The sequence below is a fragment of the Arthrobacter sp. P1_B11 genome (genome assembly GCF_056406715.1).
Map to the genome: position 1 here is coordinate 15,958 of NZ_JBFTZQ010000009.1, position 25,003 is coordinate 40,960.

General features: G+C 64.1%; 27 protein-coding genes. 14 read left to right on the forward strand and 13 right to left on the reverse strand.

Features of this window, described 5'->3' with window-relative positions; all coding sequences use genetic code 11:
* Positions 1-9 precede the first annotated feature (9 nt).
* The 9 genes from AC1D14_RS09260 to AC1D14_RS09300 all read right to left on the reverse strand — a co-directional run bounded on the left by AC1D14_RS09260 (position 10) and on the right by AC1D14_RS09300 (position 9,851).
* Positions 10-1,545 (reverse strand): glycoside hydrolase family 32 protein, encoded by a 1,536-nt coding sequence (locus AC1D14_RS09260; protein ID WP_230118895.1) that lies wholly within the window; start codon positions 1,543-1,545, stop codon positions 10-12.
* Positions 1,538-2,491 carry a carbohydrate kinase family protein gene (locus AC1D14_RS09265; protein ID WP_476881221.1) on the reverse strand — a complete coding sequence of 318 codons (954 nt, stop codon included), beginning with the start codon at positions 2,489-2,491 and terminating at the stop codon, positions 1,538-1,540. Before AC1D14_RS09265 ends, AC1D14_RS09260 begins: the two co-directional genes overlap by 8 nt.
* Positions 2,492-2,540: 49 nt before the next feature.
* Positions 2,541-3,635, reverse strand: coding sequence for a LacI family DNA-binding transcriptional regulator (locus AC1D14_RS09270; RefSeq protein ID WP_230118893.1), 1,095 nt, complete (start codon positions 3,633-3,635; stop codon positions 2,541-2,543).
* A 166-nt stretch (positions 3,636-3,801) separates the two neighbouring features.
* A complete protein-coding gene (locus tag AC1D14_RS09275; protein WP_230118911.1) occupies positions 3,802-4,695 on the reverse strand; it encodes a carbohydrate ABC transporter permease in 894 nt (297 codons plus the stop codon).
* 164 nt (positions 4,696-4,859) lie between these two features.
* Positions 4,860-5,747, reverse strand: a complete 888-nt coding sequence (locus AC1D14_RS09280; protein WP_230118892.1) for a carbohydrate ABC transporter permease — start codon at positions 5,745-5,747, stop codon at positions 4,860-4,862.
* A gap of 64 nt (positions 5,748-5,811) precedes the next feature.
* Positions 5,812-7,092 (reverse strand): ABC transporter substrate-binding protein, encoded by a 1,281-nt coding sequence (locus AC1D14_RS09285; protein WP_230118891.1) that lies wholly within the window; start codon positions 7,090-7,092, stop codon positions 5,812-5,814.
* Between the two features lie 567 nt (positions 7,093-7,659).
* A complete protein-coding gene (locus tag AC1D14_RS09290) occupies positions 7,660-8,319 on the reverse strand; it encodes a cyclodeaminase/cyclohydrolase family protein (protein WP_230118890.1) in 660 nt (219 codons plus the stop codon).
* Positions 8,320-8,340: 21 nt separating this feature from the next.
* Positions 8,341-8,760, reverse strand: a complete 420-nt coding sequence (locus tag AC1D14_RS09295; protein ID WP_476968332.1) for a response regulator transcription factor — start codon at positions 8,758-8,760, stop codon at positions 8,341-8,343.
* Between the two features lie 170 nt (positions 8,761-8,930).
* Positions 8,931-9,851 carry an NmrA family NAD(P)-binding protein gene (locus tag AC1D14_RS09300; RefSeq protein WP_476968333.1) on the reverse strand — a complete coding sequence of 307 codons (921 nt, stop codon included), beginning with the start codon at positions 9,849-9,851 and terminating at the stop codon, positions 8,931-8,933.
* Positions 9,852-9,981: 130 nt separating this feature from the next.
* Between AC1D14_RS09300 and AC1D14_RS09305 the strand changes: the two genes are divergently transcribed.
* On the forward strand, positions 9,982-10,794 hold the full coding sequence (locus AC1D14_RS09305; RefSeq protein WP_230118887.1) for an alpha/beta fold hydrolase: 813 nt from the start codon (positions 9,982-9,984) through the stop codon (positions 10,792-10,794).
* 403 nt (positions 10,795-11,197) lie between these two features.
* Here the strand turns inward: AC1D14_RS09305 and AC1D14_RS09310 are convergent, their stop codons facing one another.
* Positions 11,198-11,443, reverse strand: a complete 246-nt coding sequence (locus tag AC1D14_RS09310; RefSeq protein WP_476881222.1) for a class I SAM-dependent methyltransferase — start codon at positions 11,441-11,443, stop codon at positions 11,198-11,200.
* Between the two features lie 54 nt (positions 11,444-11,497).
* On the opposite strand from AC1D14_RS09310, the gene AC1D14_RS09315 reads away from it, so the two are divergent.
* The 3 genes from AC1D14_RS09315 to AC1D14_RS09325 all read left to right on the forward strand — a co-directional run bounded on the left by AC1D14_RS09315 (position 11,498) and on the right by AC1D14_RS09325 (position 13,439).
* Positions 11,498-11,824 (forward strand): YciI family protein, encoded by a 327-nt coding sequence (locus AC1D14_RS09315; protein ID WP_354962143.1) that lies wholly within the window; start codon positions 11,498-11,500, stop codon positions 11,822-11,824.
* A 65-nt stretch (positions 11,825-11,889) separates the two neighbouring features.
* The gene (locus AC1D14_RS09320; RefSeq protein ID WP_476881223.1) at positions 11,890-13,173 is read left to right on the forward strand and encodes an RNA polymerase sigma factor; all 1,284 of its coding nucleotides are present in this window, start codon (positions 11,890-11,892) and stop codon (positions 13,171-13,173) included.
* A gap of 5 nt (positions 13,174-13,178) precedes the next feature.
* Positions 13,179-13,439 (forward strand): YciI family protein, encoded by a 261-nt coding sequence (locus AC1D14_RS09325; protein WP_230118884.1) that lies wholly within the window; start codon positions 13,179-13,181, stop codon positions 13,437-13,439.
* Between the two features lie 123 nt (positions 13,440-13,562).
* On the opposite strand, the gene AC1D14_RS09330 is transcribed toward AC1D14_RS09325, so the two are convergent.
* Both AC1D14_RS09330 and AC1D14_RS09335 read right to left on the reverse strand, forming a co-directional pair.
* Complete coding sequence (locus tag AC1D14_RS09330; RefSeq protein WP_476881224.1) at positions 13,563-13,910, reverse strand: ArsR/SmtB family transcription factor; 348 nt, start codon at positions 13,908-13,910, stop codon at positions 13,563-13,565.
* Between the two features lie 78 nt (positions 13,911-13,988).
* Positions 13,989-14,729: an aquaporin gene (locus AC1D14_RS09335; protein ID WP_230118882.1), complete on the reverse strand. Its 741-nt coding sequence runs from the start codon at positions 14,727-14,729 to the stop codon at positions 13,989-13,991.
* Between the two features lie 46 nt (positions 14,730-14,775).
* Here AC1D14_RS09335 and AC1D14_RS09340 point away from each other — a divergent pair, with 46 nt between their 5' ends.
* From AC1D14_RS09340 to AC1D14_RS09355, 4 genes are all read left to right on the forward strand, one after another.
* Positions 14,776-15,450, forward strand: a complete 675-nt coding sequence (locus AC1D14_RS09340; RefSeq protein WP_230118881.1) for an arsenate reductase/protein-tyrosine-phosphatase family protein — start codon at positions 14,776-14,778, stop codon at positions 15,448-15,450.
* Between the two features lie 211 nt (positions 15,451-15,661).
* Positions 15,662-16,084, forward strand: coding sequence for an arsenate reductase ArsC (locus tag AC1D14_RS09345; protein ID WP_230118880.1), 423 nt, complete (start codon positions 15,662-15,664; stop codon positions 16,082-16,084).
* Positions 16,085-16,331: 247 nt separating this feature from the next.
* On the forward strand, positions 16,332-17,717 hold the full coding sequence (locus AC1D14_RS09350) for an FAD-dependent oxidoreductase (protein ID WP_476968334.1): 1,386 nt from the start codon (positions 16,332-16,334) through the stop codon (positions 17,715-17,717).
* 55 nt (positions 17,718-17,772) lie between these two features.
* Positions 17,773-18,207 (forward strand): arsenate-mycothiol transferase ArsC, encoded by a 435-nt coding sequence (locus AC1D14_RS09355; RefSeq protein WP_230118878.1) that lies wholly within the window; start codon positions 17,773-17,775, stop codon positions 18,205-18,207.
* A 67-nt stretch (positions 18,208-18,274) separates the two neighbouring features.
* On the opposite strand, the gene AC1D14_RS09360 is transcribed toward AC1D14_RS09355, so the two are convergent.
* Positions 18,275-18,901 (reverse strand): GntR family transcriptional regulator, encoded by a 627-nt coding sequence (locus AC1D14_RS09360; protein ID WP_476881227.1) that lies wholly within the window; start codon positions 18,899-18,901, stop codon positions 18,275-18,277.
* 112 nt (positions 18,902-19,013) lie between these two features.
* Between AC1D14_RS09360 and AC1D14_RS09365 the strand changes: the two genes are divergently transcribed.
* From AC1D14_RS09365 to AC1D14_RS09390, 6 genes are all read left to right on the forward strand, one after another.
* Positions 19,014-20,060: a succinylglutamate desuccinylase gene (locus AC1D14_RS09365; RefSeq protein ID WP_476881228.1), complete on the forward strand. Its 1,047-nt coding sequence runs from the start codon at positions 19,014-19,016 to the stop codon at positions 20,058-20,060.
* Positions 20,047-20,991 (forward strand): ABC transporter substrate-binding protein, encoded by a 945-nt coding sequence (locus AC1D14_RS09370; protein WP_230118875.1) that lies wholly within the window; start codon positions 20,047-20,049, stop codon positions 20,989-20,991. Before AC1D14_RS09365 ends, AC1D14_RS09370 begins: the two co-directional genes overlap by 14 nt.
* Positions 20,992-20,999: 8 nt before the next feature.
* Positions 21,000-21,926: an amino acid ABC transporter permease gene (locus AC1D14_RS09375; RefSeq protein ID WP_230118874.1), complete on the forward strand. Its 927-nt coding sequence runs from the start codon at positions 21,000-21,002 to the stop codon at positions 21,924-21,926.
* On the forward strand, positions 21,923-22,726 hold the full coding sequence (locus tag AC1D14_RS09380) for an amino acid ABC transporter ATP-binding protein (RefSeq protein WP_476968335.1): 804 nt from the start codon (positions 21,923-21,925) through the stop codon (positions 22,724-22,726). Before AC1D14_RS09375 ends, AC1D14_RS09380 begins: the two co-directional genes overlap by 4 nt.
* Before the next feature lie 215 nt (positions 22,727-22,941).
* A complete protein-coding gene (locus AC1D14_RS09385) occupies positions 22,942-24,306 on the forward strand; it encodes a DJ-1/PfpI family protein (RefSeq protein WP_476968336.1) in 1,365 nt (454 codons plus the stop codon).
* Positions 24,307-24,517: 211 nt separating this feature from the next.
* Positions 24,518-24,904, forward strand: coding sequence for a hypothetical protein (locus AC1D14_RS09390; protein WP_230118872.1), 387 nt, complete (start codon positions 24,518-24,520; stop codon positions 24,902-24,904).
* The last annotated feature ends 99 nt before the right edge of the window (positions 24,905-25,003 follow it).

Sequence of the window (25,003 nt, forward strand, 5' to 3'; positions counted from 1 at the left end):
GTGGTTTCTCTAGGACAAGGCCGTAACGGCCAGTTTCCGCACAATGGCCGTGCCGCCCTCCACGCACACTTCGGTGCCCAGGTTCCCGGACACGGGGAACACCAGATCGCTTAAGACAACCCTGCCGCCTTGGGCGAAAACCTCCACCGAGCAGTGGTCGACGATTACACGGAGCCTTAGCACGCCGCCGTCGAGCTTCACCGGCGCCGACTCAGCCGACGCGAACTTTCCGTGGAAGGCGGTGTTTCCGGAGTTGCGGCGATCCAGGGTTAGCCGGCTCGTAACGGCATCGAAGCTGAGAACCGTTGCGGCGGTCCCGCCCGATGCGCCGAGAAGCCTGAAAGCAACGGTCCGTGCCGTGCCGGGCAGGATCTCGGCCTCGATCAGCTGGGCTGATCCGGGCGTCGCGTCGGGCAGTTGCAACAGGGAGTCGTGAAGTTCCACGTCCTGGATGGTGCGGGCCGGCTCCCCACAGTCCAACGGCAGCACCGGGCGCTGCACCAGGCGCGGCAAACCGTCCACCGTCGCGAGCTCGACCTCGCGGGCGAGCGACATCTCGGAGCGCCACGGAGACGTGGGCAAGGAGTTTGCATAGTCCCAGTTGTTCATCCAGCCGATCATGATGCGGCGGTTCTCCGGGGCATTGCTGAAGGAGACGGCGGCGTAGTAGTCACGTCCCCAGTCGAGCCACAGGCAGTGTCTGAGATCCGTGGTCCCGTCGGCATCCGCTGGAACGAGCGAATCAAAGTCGGCGGTGAACTGCACCCCATCGAAGTCGCCGACGAAGTACTGCCCTCCCGAGCCGCCGGCCACGGCACCCGGGTTGATATTGACCACCAGGACCCACTTGACGCTGTCCGGGTCTCCGTCGACGGGGAGCGGGAACAGGTCGGGGCATTCCCATTCGCCTCCTGTGGCGTTTGCAGGGCCGAAGGTGCTCAGGTATTCCCAGTCCTTGAGGTTGGCCGAGCGGTACAGCACAACCTGCTGGTGCTGGGCCTCCACCGCCACCATGACCCAGCAGGAACCGGCCGGTCCCTCGTAGCTGAACACCTTGGGGTCCCGGAAATGGGCCGAACCGCGGCCAAGCACCGGGTTGCCTGCGTATTTGCTCCACGTCATGCCGGCGTCCGTGGAGAACGCGAGAGACTGGGCTTGCGTCCCTTGGTGCACTGAGCCTTCCTTGAAGGCGCTCGTGTAGATGGCCACCAAGGCCGGATCTTCCACTGTGCCGAATCCCGACGTATTGTCGTGGTCCACCACGATGCTGCCGGAAAAGACGTCTTCTTCCTCGTCGCAGGCGATGGCAACCGGATGTTCTGTCCAGTGCAGAAGGTCGGTTGAGGTGGCGTGCCCCCAGGACATGTTGCCCCAGACGTTGTCGAAGGGGTTGTTTTGGTAGAACAGATGGTAGACGCCCCGGTGCCACACGAGTCCGTTGGGGTCGTTCAGCCAAGTGTTCTTGGCTGTGTAGTGAAGTATCGGCCGGATATTAAGGGCGGTGTCTTCGGCGGGGCCGGCAGGGTGCGTTGTTGTTTCAGTCATCGGAGTTCTTTCGGGACGTTTGGGCCAGTTCCAGAGAGTCGATCAGTTCTGCCCGCGTCGGCGGGTTCGCCCCGTGCCGTCCGACAGTTACTGCCGCAGCCAGCGAGGCGGCTGTTCCCAGGCGGGTGAGCTTGCCGTAGTCGAAACAGTCCTCGGGGTCCTCTATGAGGCCCGCGATAAGCGAGGACATGTAGGAGTCGCCTGCGCCGACAGTATCTTTGACGACCACTGGCGGTGCCGGCACTTCGATCTCGGCGGCATTCGAACGCAGATAGGAGCCGGAGGCGCCATCAGTGATGATTGCCAGTTCTGTCCCGAGATCAAGCAGCCGCCGCGCGACATCGTGAGGGGACGTGCCGGGGTAGAGCCACCGGGTATCGTCCGTACTGAGCTTCACCATGGTGGCCAGGGCAACTGTGTGTTCGAAGGTCCTGAGTGCTTCAGTGTGGCTGTGGAGCAGTGTCGGGCGGATGTTGGGGTCGTATGTGATCAAACAGCGGCCGGAGAACAGTTCCAGCAAGGACCGGACTTGGGTTGCTCCGGGTTCCATGAAGGAGGCCAGTGACCCCGTATGCAGCACCTTGGGGAGGAAAGCAGGGCTGATTTGGGGGAGGTTCCATTCGAAGTCGAATTCGTACTCCGCGGAACCGGTGCTGTCCAGAAGCGCCCTGGCGGTCGATGTGCGGTTGAGGTGTTCGGCTCCCGGAAGCAGGCGCACTCCCGCGGTGTCCAGGTGGCGGCGGATGTTCCTGCCGCGTTCATCCCTGCCCAGTGCGGTGAGAAATGCGGTGCTGACGCCTAGCCGGCCGAGTCCGAACGCGACGTTCATCCCCGATCCGCCTGGAAACTCGACGGGCCCTGCGGCGGTGTCAATGATGTCGATTATGGCCTCGCCGACGACGACGACATCCGTTTCAGGGCGTGGGGGAACTGGGGTGCTGTTCATTTGAGGTCCTTGGAGGGTTGGGCGCGTCCTTTACTGGACGCGCTCGAGGTCAGGTGTTGGCGTGTGTAGGCGAGTCCCGTGTCGCTCTACTGGAAGGGTCCTCATGTTTTGGGGCGGCGACGGAATCGCGAAGGACCAAGGGACATGGCAAAACGGTCGGGTGAGCCGCAAACAGCTGCAGGTCAGCTTTTCCCTCGATGGCGTCGATCAGGTTTTCGGTTGCCCACGCGCCCATTTCGTAGTGGGGGAGCGCGACTGTTGTCAGCGCAGGGTAGAGGTTTTCGGCGATGAGTTGCTGGTTATCAAAACCGACGAAGGAAACATCCTCCGGGATCTTCAGGCCCAGTTCCGCCGCCGCCCGGTAGGCGCCCATGGCCATCCGGTCGTTGTAGCAGAAGACCGCCGTGGGCCGGCTTTGGGGTTTCAGGAGGCGCAGAGCCGCCTGGTAGCCCCCGGGCACCTCGGAATGCTCGGACTGGACCAGTTCTTGGTGGAACGGCAGCCCGGCATCTGCCAGCGTGTCCTTGAAGGCCTTGAGCCGGGAGTGGGTTGCCGGCACGTCGTCGGTGTTGTTGAGCATGCCGATCCGGGTGTGCCCGGCGTCGATCAGGGTTCGCACGGCCGACCTTGCACCGCCCAGTTCGTCGGGGATGACGGAGGAAACAGTTTGGCTGATGTCTTCGGAGTCCACCAGGACTGCTGGCAGTGCGGCCAGGTTCTTGGGGACTTCCAGCTTCCGGTGATACATCGTGGCGTACAGGATGCCGTCCACCTGCCTGTCCAGCAGATCGGCGACATCGCTTTCCCTGGAGTCTTGGGAGCTGGTGCTGGTGGAGTTGATGATCATGATGTTGTAGCCGCGGGCCCGCGCCGTTTCCTCGGCTCCGAGGATGATCCTGCCTGCGTGGGGGGTGGTGGCGATTTCCTCGCTGATGAACCCGATCATCCCGGAGCGTTGGGTGCGCAGGGCCTGGGCGAGCCGGTTGGGCCCGTAACCCAGCCGTTGGGCCGCTTCGTGGACGCGTTCCCTCGTTCCCGCGCCCACCCGGGCGTAGGCAACGTCATTGAGGACGTGGGAGACGGTCGTGACAGAGACCCCGGCTGCGGCCGCCACGTCCTTGATGCCGACTGATCTATTGGTCATTGCTCTCCCACGTCCTCATGGTGTTGGTGCTGATTCTACGTGCGGCTTCTTCGTCCCTGAGCCCGTGCTCCGGCCAGCGGCGCGGAAGCCTGTCCTCAACGCGTGGCAGTTCGGCATGGTCCGCGTGCTTTCCGGTCTGGTACTAGTGCCTTTCCAGTTGGGTTTTTCAGCCCTTGACGGCGCCGAGCGTCATGCCTGCGACGATCTTGCGCTGCAAGAGAAGCGTGAGGAGGATGACCGGGATGGAGTACACGGCGGCCAGCGCCGTCATGGATCCCCAGTCCAGGCCGAACTGGGTCTGGAAGTTTGCGATGACCACCGGGGTGGTCTGGGACCGGATGGCGGTCATGAGGAGGGCGAAGAGGAACTCGTTCCAGGAGGCGAGGAAGGCGAAGATCGCGGTGACCGCGATGCCACCTGACACCACCGGGATCACGACCCGCCACAGGGCCCCGAGCCTGCTGCACCCATCCACCGTCGCGGCCTCTTCAAGGTCATTGGGAACGGCTTCGAAGAAGCTGGACATGAGCCAGATGGACAGTGGCAGCGAGATCGTCGTGTGGGCGATGGAGAGAGCGATAGGGGTATCGGCCAGCCCCGCGGAGGCCATCATGGAAGCCAAGGGGATGCCGATGGCCACCGGCGGCACCATGCGGGTTACAAGTGCTGCCATGATGAACACCCGCCCGCTCGGTGTTTTGTAGCGGGTGATGCCGTACGCGGCCGGAATGGCCAGGGCGAGGGACAGGACCGTGCTGATGACGGCCGTCTGCACGCTGTTGATGAACGAGGCCAGAACTCCGTTGCGGCCCAGGGCGTTGGCGTAGTTCTCCAGCGTCCATTCCTTGGGAAGGATCGTGGGCGGCACCGCGATGGTGTCGATCGGCGTCTTGAAGGAAGTGAACAGCAGGTAGAGGAATGGGAACCCGTAGAGGACCATCGCGGCTGCAAGGACGATCCACAGCAGGATGCGGGTACTGCGTTTGCCGGCTTCCAGGCCTTCGGCGTGGTGATTCCTGCGTCGGGGACGGCCCGTGCCCGAGGCTGCCGGAGTAAGCAACACCGGCTCGGCCGGGAGGGCTCTGGTGGGGGCAGCGCCGGCAGTGGCACCGGACGACTTGGTGCCGGTGGCCAGGATGGCAGAGACGACGCCTGAGTGCCGGGGGCGGGAGGCTGCCGCCTCAGCGGCAAAGCGGTCGTTGATGGGGGTTTCGGCGGTGCTCATCAGTTGTCCTTCCCTGGGCGCCAGATGGTAGCGACGGCGAAGAACGCGACGCCCAGCATGGCCAGCAGGTAGATGGTGCCCATGGCGCTGGCCAGTCCCGGATCGCCGAAGCGGATCATGGTGCGGTAGATCAGCAGGCTCATGGTTTCGGATGCGGACTGCGGGCCGCCGTTGGTCTGGATAAGGATGGTGTCAAAGGCCCTGGCTGCGTCGATGCCGCGCACAACCAATGCCACTGCGATGACGGGGCGCAGGAGCGGCAGGATGATGCTGAACAGGAGGGTGGGGGCCTTGGCGCCGTCGAGCCGGGCCGCCTCGATAAGGTCGCCGGGGATGTTCTGGAGGCCGGCGAAGAGGACGAGGCACATGAAGGAGGTGGTAAGCCAGATGTCCGGGACGGCTACCGAGAAGAGGACGATTCCTGGGTCTGACAGCCAGCCGATCTGGTTGGGGTTCTGCAGGATTCCCGCCTGGTGCAGGAGTGTGCCGATGAGCCCGAAGTTGTCGATCATCAGAAATTTCCACAACAGGCCGGCGACGATGGGCGCGATCATCAGCGGGTAGAGGAATACCGTCCGCCAAACCTCGGATTTGCGGCCAAGGGCCGTGAACAGAAGGGCCATTCCAAGCCCAAGGGCGAACTCGAGGGCGACGACCACGAAGGTGTAGGCCAGGGTGCGCCAGCCGGCGCCCACGAATGCTTCGGAGGCGAAGGCACGGACATAGTTGTCCAAGCCGACGAAGTCGCGGGGGCCCCCGGCGATCGGGGAGATCTTGAAGAGGCTGTCTGCCACTAGGCGGAACAGCGGGTAGGCCACAAATACTGCCAGGAACAGGGCCGCCGGCGCCATAAGGTACAGGGCGAAGCGGCGATCGGAGATACGCACGGTTTTCTCTTCCGATGGTTGGGGCCGCGGCCGGCACTTGTGTTCGAGCGCCGGCCGCGGAATCTTACTTGAGGAGGTCCTGGATCTGCTTTTTCGCTGCGGCCAGGAGAGTGGCGGAGTCGCCTCCGGCTACGGCTTTCTGCAGCATGGGAACCAAGGCGGTGTCCACGATCTGCTGCCATTTGGCCGTGGCAGGGCGCGTGGCCGTTGCCTGGCCCTTGAGGGTCTCGATGAGCGGCTTGAAGCTCTCGTAGCCGGCCTTGTCCTGGTACTTCTCGAAGGCCGAGATGCGGGAGGCCAGGCCGAGGCTGGATTCGATGCCCAGGTCGTTGTGGTCATAGGCGCACTTGATGAATTTCTTGGCAGCGTCGCTGTTCTTGGTTGCCTTGGGCACGGAGAGGTACCAAGGGCCTGGAACACCGGCAACGCCGGCGGAGCCGCCGATCATGGGAGCGGCGCCGACCTTGCCCGCGACCGGGGAATCCTTGGGGATCTGGCGGTAGGCGTGGGCCCAGAACCGGGTCATCGCGGTCTTGCCCTGGTTGAACAGGTTCTGCGCTGCTGCCCAGTCGACCTGAGCGGCGCCGGGAGGGGCGGACTTGACCAGGCTGGTATAGAAGTCGAGCGCGTCCTTGTGCGCGGCGTTGTCGATCACGACGTTGTTGTTCTCATCGAGGACCATCGGGGAACCGGCCTGGAGGACGTGGGCCAGCCATTCGGTTTCGACACCGCCCTTCACGTCAGTGCCGTACATGCCGTCCTTCGTGAAGAATTCGGAGATGTCCTGGTATTGCTTCCACGTGGTCGGAGCGGCGAGGTCGTAACCGTACTTGGCCTTGAAGTCGGCCTTGTTCTTGGCATCGTCGAACAGGTCCTTGCGGTACAGGATGATTTCCGCGTTGGTCCAGGCCGGCATGCCGATAAAGTGCCCGTCCACGTTCGCTTCCTTCACGAGCGCGGGGAAGATGTCCTTTTTCGCCTCGTCGGTGAAGAGCTCGTCAATGGGCTGGACCGCGTCCTTGAAGCTGGGAAGCCAGACGGAGTCGAGCGCGGCGACGTCGAAGGAGACGTTGCCGGAGGAGAACTCGCTTGAGAGCCTGTTGAACATGCCGTCATAAGGCAGTTCGACGAAGTTGGCGCTAACGCCTGTATCTTTCTTGCACTGTTCGGCGACGCCTGTCAGTTCGGCGTGGCCGCCGGCCTCGACGAGGACGTTGACGGTGCTCGTGGCGCTACCCGACGTCGCTGCCGGGCCCCCCGCGCCGCAGGCGGTTGCTGCCAGAAGCACCGCGGTGGACAGGCCGCCAATGGCGGTGATCCGGGAAATCGTGGTTCGAGAGGACATCGCTGTCGACTCCCTTTCTTTTGAACGGAATCTACGGTTGGGGTGGTGGCTTGGAAACTTCAAGTCTCAGTGAAAAACCGTTTTGCCAAATCGACTTGGCATCAGATTAGGGCCCGCGGTGGATGCGTGTCAAGCATCACATTTGAAATCTTGTGGACCCTTGACGAGGCTATGGAAGCCGCCATACAGTAAGCCACAACTGACGACAAATCGTTTTGGCACATTTTGGCAAAACGCCGCATGTTGTGCGCCCCGCAGACCATCCTTGGCGTTCGTGCCTCTCCCAAGCTCTCGCACGCTCAGTCGGGGAACCTCGGGTCCTCTCGTCACCAATTCCAAGAGACACATGAAACCCACCCCGGAGATAAGCCGCCGGAGTGTCCTACGCGCCTTCACGGTGTCCGCAGCAGTGGCAGGCACCGCCTTGTCACGGAGAACCTGATGGGTTCCAACCACTTCCTGCGGCGTGTCGCCGGGGCCAACAACTGCGTGATCGGAAACCACTTCAGCTACGACGTCGTCCGGCTCTGTCACGCCGTCGGGCCAGACGCCCGGGCGTGCGCCGCGTCAGACGGCGTCGGTGGGAGCGGCCCTGTGGTCTATCTCGGCGGTCAGCCCGTCTATCCGATCGAGCGCGGCGTTGAGGTGCTCGACGGTCTCCCACAGGGCCGGGTGCTGTTCCCGAACCTCCTCGAGGGTGGAGCCCGCGGAGGTGAGCGCCGCGAGATCGAAACTCACGTTTGTGCGCGCCCCTGTCACCGCTGCCCTCAGGGCACCGAACGCGACGACGATATCGGCGATAAGCGCCGGGTTACCGTTGGAAGCAAGCCACCCCAGATCTCCGATGGCATCGATGGCTCGCTTGCCGAGCACGGCAGATGCCTTGGCGGCGACGACGGATGCCCGGTGTATGGCGTCCTCGCGTTCCGGCCCCAGTTCCAGCCGAAACGCGGCGCCGAAAGCTTTAGAGGCTGACGCGTCGTCATCGGCCAGTCGAAGGGCGACTTCCCGGAGTGAGCGCGCCCGCGCGTGAACATTGGCGAGTTCCCCGCGCTGGTGCTCCTCAGCTTCCGTATATCCGGCCACCATCGATGTCAGTGACGCGGCGATGGCAAGCATCAATCCCGCCCCGGCCCCGCCGCCCGGCGAACCGGCGGATTCCGCCAATGCGCGCGTCCAATCCTCAACCGTCGAACGCTGAGTTGTCACTGCTTCAGAATCAGCCATGACACCAAGTGTGCCCCTAACCTAGGCCGGTGATCCCGTGGCGGTGTCTTCGGCTCGCGACGGCGGGGCATCGTGGTGCTCTGGTGGGCAGAGCCGCTGTACCAGTTCTCTGAGCATGTGAGGGCGGAAGGGTTTGGCGAGGTACGCGTCTGCGCCGGCAGCCATGCCGTCGATCTCATCACCAGGTTCTGCCCACGCGGTGATCATGAGGATCGGTGCCTTCGAGAGTGTCCGCAGGCCACGCGCCGCGTCCAGGCCGCTGAGGTCCGGAAGGCCCAGATCCAGCGTGATGAGGGCTAGGTCCAGTGTTCCGGCTGCCCGGAGTCCTCCCGTGCCGGTGGTTTCGGCGTGAACGACGAACCCCATTCCGGTAAGGATCATGCAGAGCAGGTCACGGATGTCCTGGTCGTCTTCGATAACAAGGCAATGGCGTGAATTCATGTGGTCCCCCCGACCAATTCTGAACCTACTCTATCGGCCTACGCCAGGGAGTCCCGGTGGACTTACGCGCGCCGGGGACCAGCGGGTGAAGGTGCAGTCCGGTTCAGGATCGGCGTGACTGCTTGAACCAGGACTACCAGGACCCTTGGCCCAGCGCGCCTCGGGTCCGGTCAACCCTGCTGACGGTGCTGCTCCAGGACGTCCCGGGCGGTCGTCCATCTCCGGCTGCCGTACCGGTCGTTGTTGATGTGACGCAGATTCGCGTCACCGCTGAACATGCTGGCGAAGTACTGCATGCCCTGCCACGGCGGGAACGGCTCGGTAGAGGCCGGCATGAGGGCTCTGACTGCCCGGCTCATAGTAGTCAGGGAACCAAAACTGCCCGCGTAGAGGAGCCGGAATTGTGTGCCGGTCAGGTCGGTCATCGTCGATGCCAAGGTCCTTGCCGTGACCTGGTCCCCGGCGATCTGGAGGACACGGGGCGCCCGCTCGTCGAGGGCGGCGGCGGCAGTGTAGGTGGCCGTGTCGTCCTTGGTAGTGAAATCGAGCACCTGGTCGGGGTCGGACCAAAAGAGCACACGGTGCAGGGAGAGCAGGATCATTGGTGCCTGCCCGGAGAGCATGTCGGTGAAGGCGCCGCTAAGGATGGATGTGGCCCGGATTTCGGTCGCGTCCAGTTCCCGTGCGAAGTCTCTGCGGAGCTGTAAGTTCCGGTTGCTTCGAGGCCGGATACCACGGTAATCGATGGAGAAGTCGGAAGGGATGAAGCGACGCGAACCCACCGCGGCCGCCGCCTCCAGCAAGCGCGACTGGGAACCAAGGATTGCGCTGTCGAGACCGTTGATCGCAGAGACCACGCAGTCAACATCCGTGCAGGCCCTTCGGAGCCCGTCCGGATCGTCGTAATCCGCCTGAATCACCTCGGCGCCCACGGCGCGTAGCTCTGCAATCCGCGCCGTGCTGGTCTCTTGTCGTGTCAGGACGCGAACGGTGGCGCCAAGGTCGACCAGATTCCGCAGGATCCGCCCGCCGAGATCGCCGGTGGCACCGGCAAGAAGGACGGTGCCCGGAGGGCGTGTCGTCGCGGTCATGGTTCGCACCTCAAGTGATGTCTGGTGAAAGGCGATAGTCGGCTAAAGACTACCAACGGCGGGGCGGAAGCGGTTTCCCGGTCTGACCCAACGACGCCCTTTAGCGAAGGGCCCGGATTAAGCTGACTTTGTGGAGTACAAAGCACGTGAAATACCAGTCCATTATGTCGAGCACGGTGACGGGGTTCCGGTCCTGATGCTGCATGGTGCGGGCGTGGATCACCGGGAGATGGTCGGTGCCATGGAGCCGATATTTGGCGGGCTATCCAATTTTCGGCGCATTTACCCGGACCTGCCGGGCATGGGGCAGACGCCGGCGTCGGTCACGCTCAATAGCGCCGAGGACGTTCTGGACCTCTTGCTCGCGTTCGTCGATGGTGTGGTCGGTGCCGGGCAGTTCCGGCTCATGGGCCATTCCGCAGGCGCGTACTATGCCCGAGCCATCGCCGGCAGGCGCCCGGAGCAGGTGGCAGGGCTCGCGCTGATCTGTCCGCTGGGCGAGAACGTGAGGGATTTGCCTGCGCACCAGGTCTTGAACGCCTCGGTGGATCCGGGCCGGACGCTCGGCCCGGCCGAGGAGAGTGTGTTCCGCGACTACTTCGTCGTGCAGACGCAGGCCACGCTGGAGCGATACAAGGAGTACGTGGTCCCCGCCCTTGGTTTGGTCGACGAAGCCGGCCTCGAGCGGATCGGCCAACATTGGCGGCTCAGCACCAGTCCTGAGGAGGGCCCACCGTACCCCTGCCCCGTCCTTATAGTCGCCGGGCGCCAGGACTCCACGGTGGGATACGCCAGCCAATGGGATCTGCTCGAGCACTATCCGCGGGCCACATTCGCCGTGCTCGACCGCGCCGGCCATGCGTTGCCGCACGAACAGCCCGGCCTCATCAAGGCGCTGACCACGGAGTGGCTCGACCGCGTACGCGAACACCACTCCCGGTAGGGACCCTCAGCGTGCGGAGAGCCGGTATACAGACACGTGACTGGAAGACTCCGCGGTGAAGTCGCTGCGGTCCCAGCCCGCCCACCTGGATTCCAGTTCAAACCCGGTAGCCGCGCCATGAGATCGAGCTCGCTGGGCCAGATGTACCGGTGTGGTGTCCGTCCGATCCGTGCATCCCGCCCATCCGATAGTTCTGGGCCGAACCGCACGTGCGAGATGACGTGCTGGTGCAGCACGTCATAGGTATCGACCAGGAGATACCCGGGCTGACTCACCTCGACTGTCCCGCCGTGTCCGGGTGGCAGCGAACGCAGTTGTGGCACCCAGAGCTCAATGACGAAGCGCCCGCCAGGTGCAAGATGACGGGCAGCGTTCTGGAAACACCGGATCTGTTCGTCCTGTGTCAAGAGGTTGGCGATGGTGTTGAACACCAGTAGGCAAGCGAGAAGTTTTCGCCCGCCGCTGCCTCGGTCATGTCGCCCTGAACAACGGGAATCTGGTCCTCTCCGACCTTCTCACGTAGACGGGCGATCATCGCGTGAGACAGTTCTACGCCGCTGACCTGGACCCCCGCCTCTGAGAGGGGGATGGCGACACGACCCGTGCCGACCTCAAAAGAATTTCTCACCCACTGTCCTTTTGGCGACATCCCGGTCGTCGTACTGGTGTATCAACCTCTAAAGAAGGAGTCATCGTGGAGTACATGCTGTTTATCTGTAGCGATCCCACAGCGCCGAAATATGTGGCAGCGGAGGACAACATCGTCGAATGGGGGGCCGAAATGGAGGCCAGGGGCGTCAGCCGTCACGGTGACAGGCTGCGCCCTGTCGAGGACGCAACCACCGTCACGGTGCGCGCGGGCGAAGTGGTCGTCTCGGACGGGCCGTTCGCCGAGACGAAGGAATGGATCGCGGGCTATGACATCATCGCCTGTACCGATCTCGATGAGGCTATCGAGGTGGCGTCCAAACACCCCATGGCAAGATTTGGCAAGATCGAGATCAGGCCGGTGTGGCCGCTCGGGGAGTAGCCATCCGCCTGGTGGCCTGTACTGATGATCGAGGGAGGGATGAAGTGGTGCCAGAGCCCTCCGACGTGCAGACCGCCATCGAAACCGCCTCCGCGCTGGAGACCGCGCGAATCACCGCAACCCTCATTCGCGTGACGGGCGACTGGAGCCTGGCCGAGGATTGTGTCCAGGATGCGTTCGCGCGCGCCCTGGTTGACTGGCCGATGCGCGGCATTCCGAGGAACCCCGCGGCGTGGCTGACAACCGTTGCCAGGAACAGGGCGATCGACCGGATGCGGAGTGCGGCCAGCGAAAAGAGGGCGGTGCGTGAGCTCGCTATTCTCACTGCGCTCGAAGGGCTGGAAGGCGAGGCCGAGAGCGATCCGGCGGCCGACGACGACCGGTTGCGGCTGATTTACACCTGTTGCCACCCTGCCCTCCCGCTCGATGCCCGGGTGGCGTTGACCTTGCGCACCGTCGCGGGACTGACGACCGGTGAGATCGCGCGCGCGTTCCTTGTCTCCGAAGCCACGATGTCGAAAAGGCTCGTCAGGGCCCGTGCCAAGATACGGGATGCAGGCATCCCGTATCGCGTGCCGCCGCCGGAGCTGATATCCGAACGCACGGCCGGGATCCTGGCCGTGCTGTATCTGATGTTCAACGAAGGCTATTCGGCCACCGGCAGCAACTCCTTAATCCGCGAGCCGCTTGTCCGGGAAGCGATTCGCCTGACCCGGTTGCTGGCTGCGTTGCTCGACGGGTCCCCACAAGAACCAGAAGCTCTGGGTCTCCTGGCGCTCATGCTGTTCCACCATGCCAGGCGAAGGACGCGAACAGACGCCGCAGGGGACTTGGTGACGCTGGAGGAGCAGGACCGCCAATCATGGGATAGGGCCGCGGTTGCAGAGGCTGTGGCGCTGCTGGCGGCCGCCGATCAAATGGCCATTTCACGCCGTTCCCAGCCCGGAAGTTACCGCATCCAGGCGGCCATTGCTGCCTGCCACATGACAGCCAGCAGTTCCGGCACAACAGACTTCGGCCAGGTGGCCTTGCTCTATGACCACCTGGCGCAGATTGCACCGTCACCGGTCATCGAGCTCAACCGTGCCGTCGCCGTCGCGATGTCCCAAGGACCGGAGGCAGGGCTTGCCCTTATCGACCAGCTTGACCTGACACGGTCGCTGGAGGGCTACTACCTTCTGCCCGCCGCGAAAGCCGATCTCCTGCGGCGCCTTGGCCGAAAGACAGAGGCCGGCCGCGAATATCAGCGGGCCCGGGAACTCGCACCGTCCGAGGTCGAGCGGCGCTACCTTACCAAACGCCTGGCGGAGACTACTGCCGGGTCCCCGTCGTCATCTGAATACAGCTAGAACAAGTGCCCGCTTTGCAAAAGGAACTCAGAGCCTCCGGAGAGTTCGTGGAAGCCCATGAACTCGATGAAGAGGCGAAGTTCGTAAGAATGGACGGCGGCAGGCGCTCTGTGACCGACGGTCCGTTCATCGAATCGAAGGAAATCGTGGCCGGCTACTACATCGTCGACTGCGTGGACATGGACCGCGCCGTGGAAATTGCCGGCAAATTCGGAGAGGCCAAACTGTGGCCGATCGAGGTACGCCGCATCGACCCGGTGACCTGACACCAGGCAAGAAATCAGCGGTAGGTGGGAGGGAACCGGCCCCGTGCCTCGTTCAGAGGGCCGGGGAGCGGCGTACGTCCGGCGAGTCGGCTGGTTCCATGGCCCGGATCGCCACGGGCAAGGTCATAGCTTTGCGAGGATGCCGGCGACGTCGTCCAGGGCGCCGGGGGCAAGGGAGAAGTAGGCCCAGGTGCCGCGCTTTTCGCGGTGCAGCAGTCCGGCTTCGACCAGGACCTTCAGGTGGTGGGACACGGTGGGCTGGCTCAGGTCCAGCGGATCGGTCAGGTCACACACGCAGGTCGCCCCGGAGGATGAGGCCTTGATGATGGAGAGCAGCCGGAGCCGGTTCGGGTCGGCCAGCGCCTTGAAGACCACGGCCTGTTGCTTGGCGTCTTCAGGGCCCAGGGCCGGCGCCGATGCCGGCGCGCAGCATTCATCCGTGGCCGGCTCGAGAATGGGCAGCAAGTTCATGTACCCCATTATGCGCCAATATAGACGTTCATCAATGTAGAGATCCTGGAGCAGGCCGCATGCCTGCCGCGGCCAGGGCTAGGGGCTGGTCTTTTCTGCTTCGTGCGGAAGTACGACGTCGTCGGCGGTGCGGGCTGCCGAGGGGAACAGGAGGAGCAGGAGGCCCAGGCCTGCTGCCGCGCCAATGAGCTGCGCGACGACGAAGCCTGGCACGGAGGCCGGTGCGATGCCGGCGAAGGTGTCGCTGAAGATGCGGCCGACTGTCACCGCGGGGTTCGCGAACGACGTCGAGGATGTGAACCAATATGCGGCCCCGATGTAGGCGCCCACCGCCGGCGCGGCAAGAACGCCCCGCTTCGTGGCGGCAAGTGTGAAGATCAGCAAAATGAGCCCGGCGGTCGCCACAACTTCCCCGAGCAGATGCCCGCCGGTGGCGCGGTCCTTGAAGGAGATGGAGGTCCCCACCTCAAACATGGCATTCGCGAGGACGCTGCCGCTGATCGCACCCAGCGTCTGTGCAACCACATAGGTGCCGAACTCCGGCAGAGTCAGTCCCGAGCCGCTGCGCCGGCCCAGGATCCAGTCCACGAGTGAGACCACTGGATTGAAGTGCGCCCCACTCACGGGCCCGAACATCAGGATCAGCACGGTCAAACCGAGCACGGTGGCGGTGCTGTTCTGCAGCAGCTGCAGGCCCACGTCATTGGGGGAGAGCTGCTGCGCCGCGATCCCCGAGCCCACGACGATCATCACGAGCAAGCTCGTGCCAAGCAGTTCGGCGACGGCGCGGCGCCACAACGGCGGCTGGTTTGAAGTCATGGCACCAAGCTTGACCGATGAAATTAACTCAGTCAAAATTGAGTCAATGAAGACTGAGTCAGTGGATGCTTTTCAGGCGCGGGTGGCCAAGCATGCGGCCCTCGCGGATCCTGCGCGGCTGCGCATCGTCGACCTGCTGACCCTGGGGGACGTCTCTCCGACGGAACTGCAGGCTGAGCTGGGGATGCCCTCGAACCTGCTTTCCCACCATTTGCGCACCCTGGAAGGAGCGGGCCTGGCAACCCGCCACCGCTCGGAGGCCGACAGGCGCCGCAGCTATATCCGGCTTGCCGCCGGTGCACTGGAAGGCCTCGCGCCCGGTGTTGAACACGGCGCCAGGCGTGTGCTGTTCGTCTGCACCCGGAACAGCGCCCGGTCCCAGTTGGCCGCCGCCCTCTGGCCGCAGGTCAGTGGAATCCCATCGGCCTCGGCGGGAACGCACCCCGCGGACAGCATCGCTCAGGGAGCCATCGACGTCGCAGGCCGGCATGGGCTCACCATCGCAAAGCGTTCCCCGCGGAGGCTGGACCAGGTGGCCGGTGACGGGGACTTCGTCGTGACCGTGTGCGACAACGCCCACGAGGAACTTACCGGCCTCGGCGGCGTCCACTGGTCGGTGCCGGATCCGCTGCGGCTCAACACTGAGGAAGCCTTCGAGAACGCCTTCGCCGACCTCTCCCACCGCATTAGCGACCTGGCACCCCGGATGCACGCCGCCTAGCCCCGGGCGGTCTCCGGCACAGAACGGCGAACTCTGGCGGGCAGGACCGGCAATAAACCCGCTTCGCCGTGAATATTGACAATCATCAATCTATTGTCCGATACTCCATATATCGATCAACATCAATATCTTATGAGCGACGCAAAGGCTTCGGGCGTGACGACCTCAAGCAGACCCTCTCGCCCATCCCTAACTGATTCCAGGAGAAACAGTGAGCACCGAATCCGCCAAGAAGCCCTCCGTCCTCTTCGTGTGCGTGCACAATGCCGGCCGTTCCCAGATGGCCGCCGCCTTCCTGACCAGCCTCTCCAAGGGGGCCATCGAGGTCCGTTCCGCCGGATCCCAGCCTGCAGACAAGATCAACCCCGCCGCCGTCGAGGCTATGGCCGAGGCGGGCATCGACATGTCCGCCGAGGTCCCGAAGGTCCTCACCACCGAGGCCGTGAAGGAATCGGACGTCGTGATCACCATGGGCTGCGGGGATGAATGCCCGTACTTCCCGGGCAAACGCTACGAGGACTGGGTGCTGGAAGACCCGGCCGGCCAGGGCGTCGACGCCGTCCGTCCGATCCGTGACGAGATCAAGACCCGCATCGAGGGCCTGATCGAGTCCCTCATCCCAGCTGCCAAGTAACCGGCCCGGGACGACGCGGACAGTATCGCCGCGGCCTTGGTGGAGGAACCCACCCACGCCTGAAACCCGGACAAGGGGAGGAGGTGAGCTGAATGACCACCGGATGCTGCGGCGGCGACTCGGGTTGCTGCGACGACGATCAGGACTGCTGCTGACGCCCCGCTGCCTGCCGGTCCCTTCAAGCGATGGGACCGGCGGGCCCCGCCCGTACTTGAACCGCCACACCCGCTGAACGAAAGAGGACAGCATGGATTCGACAAACAGCCTTCCCGTTGCAGTGATCGGCGCCGGCCCGGTGGGCCTGGCCGCTGCGGCCCACCTGCTGGAGCGCGGCCTGGAGCCGCTGGTCTTCGAGGCGGGACCGACGGCGGGCGCGGCCATCGAGCAGTGGCGCCACATCAGGCTGTTTTCACCATGGCGGTACAACCTCGACGCCGCCGCCCTCCGCCTGCTGGAAGCGTCCGGCTGGGAATCACCCCGGCCCACCGCCCTGCCGTACGGCGGCGAACTCATCGACAACTACCTCGAGCCCGTCGCCGCGCTGCCGGAGATCGCCTCCCGGCTGCAAACCGGCGCGCGCGTCGTCGCTGTGACACGGCAGGGCCTGGACAAGACCCACGCCCGCAACCGTGACACCACACCCTTCACCGTCCGGGTCGACCACGCCGACGGCGAAACGCGCGACCACGCCGTGGCTGCTGTCATCGATGCCTCCGGAACCTGGTCCCGCCGCAATCCGCTGGGCACGTCCGGCCTGCCTGCCATCGGCGAGAACGCCGCAGCGGGCCGGATCTCCGCGCCGCTTCCCGACGTCACCGGCCGCGACCGCGCCGCCTTCACGGGGCGCCGAGTCCTGGTGGTTGGCGCCGGGCACTCCGCCGCGAACACCCTCATCAGCCTGGCCGACCTCGCGAAGGAGGAGCCGGACACCACGATCCTGTGGGCGCTCCGGGGCCAGTCCGCGTCGAAGGTCTACGGCGGCGGTGACGCCGACGGGCTTCCCGCACGCGGCCAGCTCGGCGGCCGGGTCCGGCGGCTCGTGGAGGCCGGAACAATCGAACTGCACACCGGCTTCGGCATCGCTTCCCTCAAAACACTGGATTCCGGCGTGACCGTCGAAGCCGTTGACGGCCGCACCCTCGACGCCGACATCGTGGTGCCCTGCACCGGCTTCCGCCCGGACCTGGACATCCTGCGCGAACTCCGGCTCAACCTGGACCCTGCCGTCGAGGCTCCGGTGGAGTTGGGCCCCCTGATCGACCCCGAATTCCACTCCTGCGGCACAGTCCCTCCGCACGGCGCCAAGGTCCTGGCCCACCCGGAGAAGGACTTCTACATGGTGGGCATGAAGTCCTACGGACGGGCACCGACCTTCCTGCTGGCCACCGGCTATGAACAGGTCCGCTCCGTCGTGGCCGCCCTCGCCGGGGACCGCGAAGCCGCGGACACCGTCCACCTCGAACTCCCCGAGACCGGCGTCTGCTCCACCGATGCCGGCGCCAGCTGTGACGTCCCCGCCACTGGGACAATGTTAGGAGCGGCCTCCGTGGAGAGCGGCTGCTGCGGCACACCCGAACCGGTGCTGGTCGGTTTCCCCACCGGCCTGACCCACGGCCGCTCCGGCATCAACTGACGCAAACCCGTTCCACCCACTTGGTCGACTCACACACAAAGGAAACAACGCACTCATGACCCCTGAAACACCCGGTACACACAAGACCCCTGCCGTCCTCTTCGTCTGCAGCAAGAACGGCGGCAAATCCCAGCTCGCCGCCGGCCTGATGAACCAGCTCGCCAACGGGGCCGTCAGCGTCTACTCGGCAGGCACCAAGCCCGGCAAGTCCCTTAACCCGCAGGCCGTGGAGTCCCTAACCGAACTCGGCGTCGACATCACCGGCGAACACCCCAAGCCGGTCGCGGACGAGATGCTGGACGCCGTCGACGTGGTGGTGGTGCTGGGAACCGAGGCGAAGCTCGAACCCCGCGACGGTACCCGCTTTGAGGTCTGGGAAACAGACGAACCCTCCGAACGCGGCATTGAAGGAATGGAACGGATGCGCCTTGTCCGGGACGACATCAAGGCCCGGGTCCAGAAGCTCTACGCGGAGATCGCCGGGAACTAGCCAGGCCCACCTCTGCAGGGTCACCCCATCGAAGCAGCTATAACTGAGGCTGGAATGTACTTCCCGGTCAGTCTTTCTCGTGACACAGATCCAACAAGGGGATCAGTGTTTCGAGGTCGTTTGCGCGGGCCGCAGCCAGGATCTCCCGGTGGGCGCCTGCCACGCGCTCAAGCTTGGCCTCATCCAGAGGATACGAGCGGCTGATGAGCCGCTGAACCGGGTTATCCCACACGGATTCGAGTGTTTTCAGCAGAAACCCGTTGGGCGCCGGTGCCGCCAGGCCCAAGTGGAACGCCCGCGTGGCGGTAAACAGTTCCTCTGGATCGGCGCTTGCCGCGCCCTCCGCGATGAGCAACTCAAGCCGCGCAAGCTGAAGGTCCGTGTACCTGGCACCGCATTGCCTGATTGCCATAACCTCAAGAGCCTTGCGGACTTCGTAAACTTCCTCGACGGCTGAGCGGGTCAGTGTGGTCGCGAAAAAGCCGGCCCCCGGGACCAGGGTGGCGAGTCCTTCATGGACCAAGCGGTTCAGCGCATCGCGGACCGGGGTGCGGGAAACACCATATTCTTCAGCCAGTTGTTCCTGGACCAGAGGAGCGCCAGGTTCGACCACGCCATTGACGATCTCATTGCTGATCCTGTCGTAGACGTGCTCGCTCAGCGGCCGCATCCCCTTGGCAGCTTGCGCAGCCATTCGCCTCATCCCCTCACCGGTATCAAAACTCATTTAATCCTACGTGCTTTACATCACAGGATTCACTGTATACAGTGAATCCAATCCTACCAACCCCGACGAAAGTTGCCTAATGAGCCTGCACATTCCCCGCATACGCGGCATCGATTTTGCCGCCGCCGGCAAACAGTTGGGCTACCTGGAGATTGAGCATTCGGACAACGAAAATGACGCTGCAGTCATCCCCTCGCCCATCGCCGTCCTGAGCGGCGGAGACGGCCCCACGGTCCTCCTGATCGCCGGCACGCACGGTGACGAATATGAAGGCCAGATCCTGCTCCAGGAGCTCATCCGTTCCCTGCACCCGGACGACGTCACCGGGAGATTGATCATTCTGCCCGCCCTCAACATTGCAGCCGTCCGCGAAGGACGCCGCGTTTCCAGCGTGGACAAGGTCAATCTCAACCGCGCCCTCCCGGGCCGCGCCGACGGCGGACCCGCGGAGCAGATCGCCTCGCTTATCGCCGGGGAACTCATCCCCATGGCGGACTTCGTCATGGACATCCACTCAGGGGGCATCGCCTCCGAATATGTTCCGTCCGCGTTCGTCTACCAGGGACCGACGCCGGAGCTATGGGCCGAGAAGACAGCGGCCGTCGCCGCGTTCAACCCCCCATATTCGGTGGTGGTGAAGCCCATGCTGAAGGCAGGCTCCATCAGCGGCGCCGCCGACCAGGCGGGCGTACCGATGATCTCGACCGAACTCGGTGGCAGGGGAACCGTATCCTTGCCGATCCTCAACAGGGCCAGGACGGGACTTCGCTCGCTGCTTGGCCACTGGGGAGTACTCAAGGACGCATCCTCCGCCGGCGGTTCGTCCGACGCCGAAGCCCCGATCCGGTGGGTTGAACTCACCGCACAATCCCCGGTCCATTCCACGATGGCCGGCCTCTTCGAACCGGTAGTCGACCTTGGCCAGAAGGTCAGGGCTGGCGACCTCGTGGCCCGGGTTCACTCGGTTGAAGAACTCGACCGGCCCTCACAAGACTTCTTTGCACCCATTGACGGGGTAGTTGCAATCGTTCGGCATCCCGCTCTCGTCAATGTCGGCACCACAGTGGTCAACATCGCCGTTGACCACGGAACAACCTATCCGGAAGGCAATCATGAACCGTCCTAGATACATCTCCATAGGCACCCTCCTACTGGCGGCCGCCGTCGGGCTCACCGGCTGCACCACTGCTTCACTCGACGCCGGCAAAGAAGCCGCGGTCAATTCCATTCCCGGCAAAGACGCAGCCATTCCAGCGGCGCCGTTCAACCAGGCCGCAGCGAATCTCTTGCCCGCGGACGTCAAGACCAAAGGCACACTGGTGGTTGGCACGGACCCCACCTTCTCCCCATATGAGTTCTACGCGGCTGACAGCAAGACGGTTGTCGGCTGGGACGCAGACTTTGCGAAAGCCGTTGGCGAGACGCTGGGACTCGAAGCGAAAATGGTTCCGGCGACCTTTGACACCATCCTCCCGGGCGTGAGCTCGAACAAGTACGACGTCGGCATCTCGGGCTTCAACGTCACGGCCGAGCGCAAGCTGAACGCCGATTTCGCCTCCTACCAAAGCAGTGGCTCCGGCCTCGCGGTCAAGACGGGCAATCCCAAGAAATTGGCCCTCGACGCTATGAAGCTGTGCGGCACCAAGGTGGGCGGCGAAAAGGGAACCACACAGGGGATCGAGACCCTTCCGGCGTTTTCCAAGCAGTGCGTCGACGCTGGCAAGGCGCCGATCGACATTCAGCTCTTTCCCTCCCAGAACGAAGCCAACCTGGCCCTCATCTCCGGGCGCGTAGACAGCGTCCTGTCAGGTCTTGTCGGCATGAGCTACGCAAGCAAGCTTTCCGGCGGTGCCTTCGAGCTCGCCAGCAATCAGGACTTCGAACCGACCCCGGTCGGTATCGCCATGCCGAAGGGTTCGGCTCTGACCAAAGCAATAGTTGCGGCCGTCAGGGCGCTGATCGCAGGCGAAACCTATAAGGCGATCAACACGAAGTACGGCATCCCGGACTCCGTGACCATCAGCGCTGACGCCGTGGACGCGAGCGGAGTGAAATGAGCAGCCTGATGAGTCTCCCCAAGGTGGGGACCACCCGCGGACAGTTCACCGTGGTGTCAGCCAGGCACCCGTGGCGATGGGTGGCTGGTACCGCGGTCGCCGCCGTCGTCGTCTTGCTGCTTGTTTCAGCGGTAAGCAATCCCCGTTTCGGCTGGGACAAAGTGGCCCTGTATTTCCGCGACGTCGCCATCATCAACGGGATCGGTATCACGCTGTTTCTGACGGTGGTTTGCATGGCAGCCGGCGTTGGGTTGGGCGTAGTGCTTGCGGTCATGCAGCTCTCGGCAAACCCGGTGGTCAAGGCCTCGGCAAGCGCCTACGTGACGATCTTCCGCGGCACGCCTGTCCTGGTGCAGCTGTTGTTCTGGTTCAACTTGTCGGCGCTGTATCCGGAGATCACCTTCGGCATCCCGGGCGTGAGCCTGGACGCCAACCAGATCATCACACCCCTCGCCGCGGCGGTCCTTGGCCTGGGCCTCAACGAGGCCGCCTACATGTCGGAGATCGTGCGGGCAGGAATCCAGTCTATCGACCAAGGCCAAGGCGAGGCGGCGGGTGCCCTCGGCATGTCCCGCATCCAGACCCTCACCCGGGTGATCCTGCCGCAGGCCATGCGCGTCATCATCCCGCCCACGGGCAACGAGTTCATTGGCATGCTCAAGATGACTTCGCTGGTCAGTGTGCTGGCAGTCCCCGAGCTCCTGTACTCAGCCCAGATCATCTATTCGAAGAATCTGCAGGTGGTCCCTCTGCTCCTGGTAGCCAGCATCTGGTACATCATCGTCACCACGGTGTTTTCGGTGGGCCAAGGTTACTTGGAGCGGCATTTCGCGCGGGGCACATCCCGGTCCGCCCCGCCGACCGCAGCTGCGCGGCTGCGCAAATTCTTCACCGTTCACTCCGCTCAAGGCTCAGGAAAGGCCGGGCAATCATGACCATCAACACAACCATGCCCCTGCCATCGTCACCGGAGCGGCTCCCGCTGGTACGCGCGGAAGGCGTACGAAAAAGCTTCGGGGACAACGAGGTCCTCAAGGGCATCGACCTGCACGTCCAAAGCGGCGAAGTGGTCTGCCTCATCGGCGCCTCCGGCTCCGGGAAAAGCACCTTCCTCCGCTGCGTGAACCACCTGGAGAAGATCGACGGCGGCCTGCTGTGGGTCGCGGACAGGGCGGTGGGCTACCGGATCAAGGGCGACAAGCTCCACGAACAGTCCCACAACGAAATCTGCGCCGACCGCACCGATATCGGGATGGTTTTCCAGCACTTCAACCTTTTCCCGCACATGACCGTGCTGGAAAACCTCATGGAAGCCCCGCTCAGGGTGCTCAAGCAGCGCAAGGCGGATGTCCGCCGTCGAGCACTGGATTTGGTGGAAAAGGTAGGCCTGTCGGAGAAAGCGGATGCCTACCCGCGGCACCTCTCGGGCGGGCAGCAGCAGCGCGTGGCGATCGCCCGGGCGCTCTGCATGCAACCGAAACTGATGCTGTTCGATGAGCCGACGTCGGCGCTGGATCCTGAGCTGGTGGGCGAGGTGCTCAGGGTCATGAAGGACCTGGCCCGAACGGGAATGACCATGATCGTCGTGACGCACGAAATGGGATTCGCGCGGGACGTGGCCGATCGCGTGGTGTTCATGCACGGCGGCCGGATCATTGAGGAAGGTCCCGCAGAGGCCGTCATTGGCAACCCGCAGCATGAGCGGACCCGGGCGTTCTTGTCTGCCGTGCTCTAGTCATGGCGCTGCCGGCAGAACCCGCCGTCGGAGGTGGGCGGTTCCGCCGCCGGCGGGTTCGTCGGGCTGCCACGCGTAGTACCTGGGTACAGGTTGTACCGGCTGGGGAATGTCCCGTCGGCTGACGCCTGTGAAGGCGGGGATCCGTAGCGTGAAAGAGCAACCAGCCACACAGGTTGGCGGCCCCACACCTTCCCCGGAATCGAGACTCATCCATGGTTTCCCGTTCAAAACGCGTTATGTACGCCGCCCTCTCGGTCGGGTTGTCCCTCCTCACGGTAGTCGTGCTGGCAGTCGCCGGCGGAGGGGTGGCGGAGGCAGAAAGCCACGTCGCGCCGCCCATTCAAGGCCTGAACGAACTCCCTGCGAATCGTCCCTCATTCTCCGGCGCGATGGTTGTGGCCGTTGTCCTGGGCTCGTCGGGCACCGTGGGCAGCGACGTTCTGGCTCCCTACGAAGTGTTTGCCAGCTCCCCGAATTTCTCCGTCTACACAGTCGCAGCGCAGTCTGCCCCTGCGCCAATTGACGGAGGTCCGGCGATAGTGCCCACGTACACGTTCGAGGACATTACATCGGGCAGGGCCCGGCAGCCCGACGTCGTCGTTGTCCCGGCCGTCGGTGCCCCGGAGGGGCCAGAGGAAACCGCAATGCGGGAGTGGATCGTGGAGCAATCAGGTCGGGGTACCCGCATCCTGGGCGTCTGCAACGGATCGAGCGTACTGGCCGAGACCGGCCTCTTGAGCGGCCGAAGGGCGACAAGCCATTGGTCACGTCTGGGTGCTCTGAAGAAGAGTCATCCGGAGGTCCAATGGACGGGAGGTCTGCGGTACGTTCAGGACGGCATGATCACCACCACTGCCGGTGTTACGTCCGGTATCCCGGGCGCGCTGAAAGTCATGGAGGATCTGGCGGGGGCTGAGGAGGCCGACCGGGTTGGCCGGCTGGTGGACTACCCGGGCTGGTCCACCGGGGCGGCAGCTGAGATACCCGTCCAGTCCTTCGACGCCGGGGACATTCCCGTCGGACTCAACGCCCTCATTCCGTGGTTCCGGCCGACGATCGGCGTCGGGCTCTTCAATGGAGTAGGCGAAATTGACGTCGCCAGCGCATTCGAGGTCTACAACATGTCCTTCGCCGCCCGGGCGGTGGCCGTCGGCGCCACGAACACGGTCACCACCAAACACGGGTTGGTTCTGCTGACTGTCCCGGAACGGCAGGCACCTCCGGTGGACAGGGTCATTGCTCCCGGGGCGGTGGGGGACCGGGGTATCGACCCGCAGTTGAGGGACTGGGCTGCATCCCGCAACGTGCCCGTCGATGCTCTCCGGGGCACCGACGGAATGTTCGGATTCGACGGCGCGCTCGAATACTTGGCGCGGCATACCGACCGTGCCACGGCGCTGTCCGCGGCGAAGATGATCGACTATCCCACGGCGCATCTGAAGCTTCCGGCCGGAGGAACGCCTGCCCGGGTTCCTGTCTTGCTCGCGCTCGGCCTGCTCCTCGCCATTCTCGCCGGTTCCCTGCCGGCGATCATAGGAACCCTTGTCCGCCGCCGGGCACAGGGGCGGATGACATGACGCCGGGTCCCTACCTTCTTCGGACTAGGACAGCCGGGACGATGATGTCTCTCAGCCATGCAACAATGATCCCGCTGATGGCGGTTGCGATGATTCTCCGCTTTCGCGAATATGCCCGCCACAGCCACAGCCACAGCCACGAGCACAGGGCGCGACGCCGAGGGGTCAGCAAGTGGAGGAACCACCACATCCGCGCACTCAGGGGGAAATAATGATCACCATCGCAGCACCCGCAATACTCGCCTGCGTGCTTCTGGCCGGCCTGACCATCTTCCAGGGCGCGCTTATCGCCGGGGCTCCGCTCGGGAGGATGGCCTGGGGCGGACAACACCGTGTCCTCCCGACCAACCTCAGAATCGGGAGCGCGGTATCCCTAGGCGTGTATGCTCTCTTCGCCTATGCCGCGCTGGCCAAGGCCGGCCTCGTCCCGGCGTTGGTCAGCGAATCCTTTACTTCCATCACCATGTGGGTGATGACGGCATACTTCGCCCTCGGCGTCCTCATGAACGGGATCTCCCGCAGCAAACCCGAACGCCTCGTCATGACCCCCACCACAGCTGCGCTCGCAGCCCTCTACCTGGTCCTTGCACTCCACTAGTTTTCGACGGCGGGCTGCATCACCGGCCACCTGTGTTCAGCCACAGCGGTACACAGCACCTACTTAAGTGAAGACCGAAGGACCCTTATGCACTCCACG

Excerpts from the sequence above, each read along its gene's own strand:
- AC1D14_RS09295 (WP_476968332.1), bottom strand. The coding sequence starts at position 8,760 with ATGAATTCACGCCATTGCCTTGTTATCGAAGACGACCAGGACATCCGT.
- AC1D14_RS09340 (WP_230118881.1), top strand. The coding sequence starts at position 14,776 with ATGAAGACTGAGTCAGTGGATGCTTTTCAGGCGCGGGTGGCCAAGCAT.
- AC1D14_RS09270 (WP_230118893.1), bottom strand. The coding sequence starts at position 3,635 with ATGACCAATAGATCAGTCGGCATCAAGGACGTGGCGGCCGCAGCCGGG.
- AC1D14_RS09335 (WP_230118882.1), bottom strand. The coding sequence starts at position 14,729 with ATGACTTCAAACCAGCCGCCGTTGTGGCGCCGCGCCGTCGCCGAACTG.
- AC1D14_RS09385 (WP_476968336.1), top strand. The coding sequence starts at position 22,942 with ATGGTTTCCCGTTCAAAACGCGTTATGTACGCCGCCCTCTCGGTCGGG.
- AC1D14_RS09375 (WP_230118874.1), top strand. The coding sequence starts at position 21,000 with ATGAGTCTCCCCAAGGTGGGGACCACCCGCGGACAGTTCACCGTGGTG.
- AC1D14_RS09360 (WP_476881227.1), bottom strand. The coding sequence starts at position 18,901 with ATGGCTGCGCAAGCTGCCAAGGGGATGCGGCCGCTGAGCGAGCACGTC.
- AC1D14_RS09265 (WP_476881221.1), bottom strand. The coding sequence starts at position 2,491 with ATGAACAGCACCCCAGTTCCCCCACGCCCTGAAACGGATGTCGTCGTC.
- AC1D14_RS09350 (WP_476968334.1), top strand. The coding sequence starts at position 16,332 with ATGGATTCGACAAACAGCCTTCCCGTTGCAGTGATCGGCGCCGGCCCG.
- AC1D14_RS09390 (WP_230118872.1), top strand. The coding sequence starts at position 24,518 with ATGATCACCATCGCAGCACCCGCAATACTCGCCTGCGTGCTTCTGGCC.
- AC1D14_RS09355 (WP_230118878.1), top strand. The coding sequence starts at position 17,773 with ATGACCCCTGAAACACCCGGTACACACAAGACCCCTGCCGTCCTCTTC.
- AC1D14_RS09365 (WP_476881228.1), top strand. The coding sequence starts at position 19,014 with ATGAGCCTGCACATTCCCCGCATACGCGGCATCGATTTTGCCGCCGCC.
- AC1D14_RS09315 (WP_354962143.1), top strand. The coding sequence starts at position 11,498 with ATGCTGTTTATCTGTAGCGATCCCACAGCGCCGAAATATGTGGCAGCG.
- AC1D14_RS09370 (WP_230118875.1), top strand. The coding sequence starts at position 20,047 with ATGAACCGTCCTAGATACATCTCCATAGGCACCCTCCTACTGGCGGCC.
- AC1D14_RS09290 (WP_230118890.1), bottom strand. The coding sequence starts at position 8,319 with ATGGCTGATTCTGAAGCAGTGACAACTCAGCGTTCGACGGTTGAGGAT.
- AC1D14_RS09285 (WP_230118891.1), bottom strand. The coding sequence starts at position 7,092 with ATGTCCTCTCGAACCACGATTTCCCGGATCACCGCCATTGGCGGCCTG.
- AC1D14_RS09260 (WP_230118895.1), bottom strand. The coding sequence starts at position 1,545 with ATGACTGAAACAACAACGCACCCTGCCGGCCCCGCCGAAGACACCGCC.
- AC1D14_RS09300 (WP_476968333.1), bottom strand. The coding sequence starts at position 9,851 with ATGACCGCGACGACACGCCCTCCGGGCACCGTCCTTCTTGCCGGTGCC.
- AC1D14_RS09310 (WP_476881222.1), bottom strand. The coding sequence starts at position 11,443 with ATGTCGCCAAAAGGACAGTGGGTGAGAAATTCTTTTGAGGTCGGCACG.
- AC1D14_RS09380 (WP_476968335.1), top strand. The coding sequence starts at position 21,923 with ATGACCATCAACACAACCATGCCCCTGCCATCGTCACCGGAGCGGCTC.
- AC1D14_RS09330 (WP_476881224.1), bottom strand. The coding sequence starts at position 13,910 with ATGAACTTGCTGCCCATTCTCGAGCCGGCCACGGATGAATGCTGCGCG.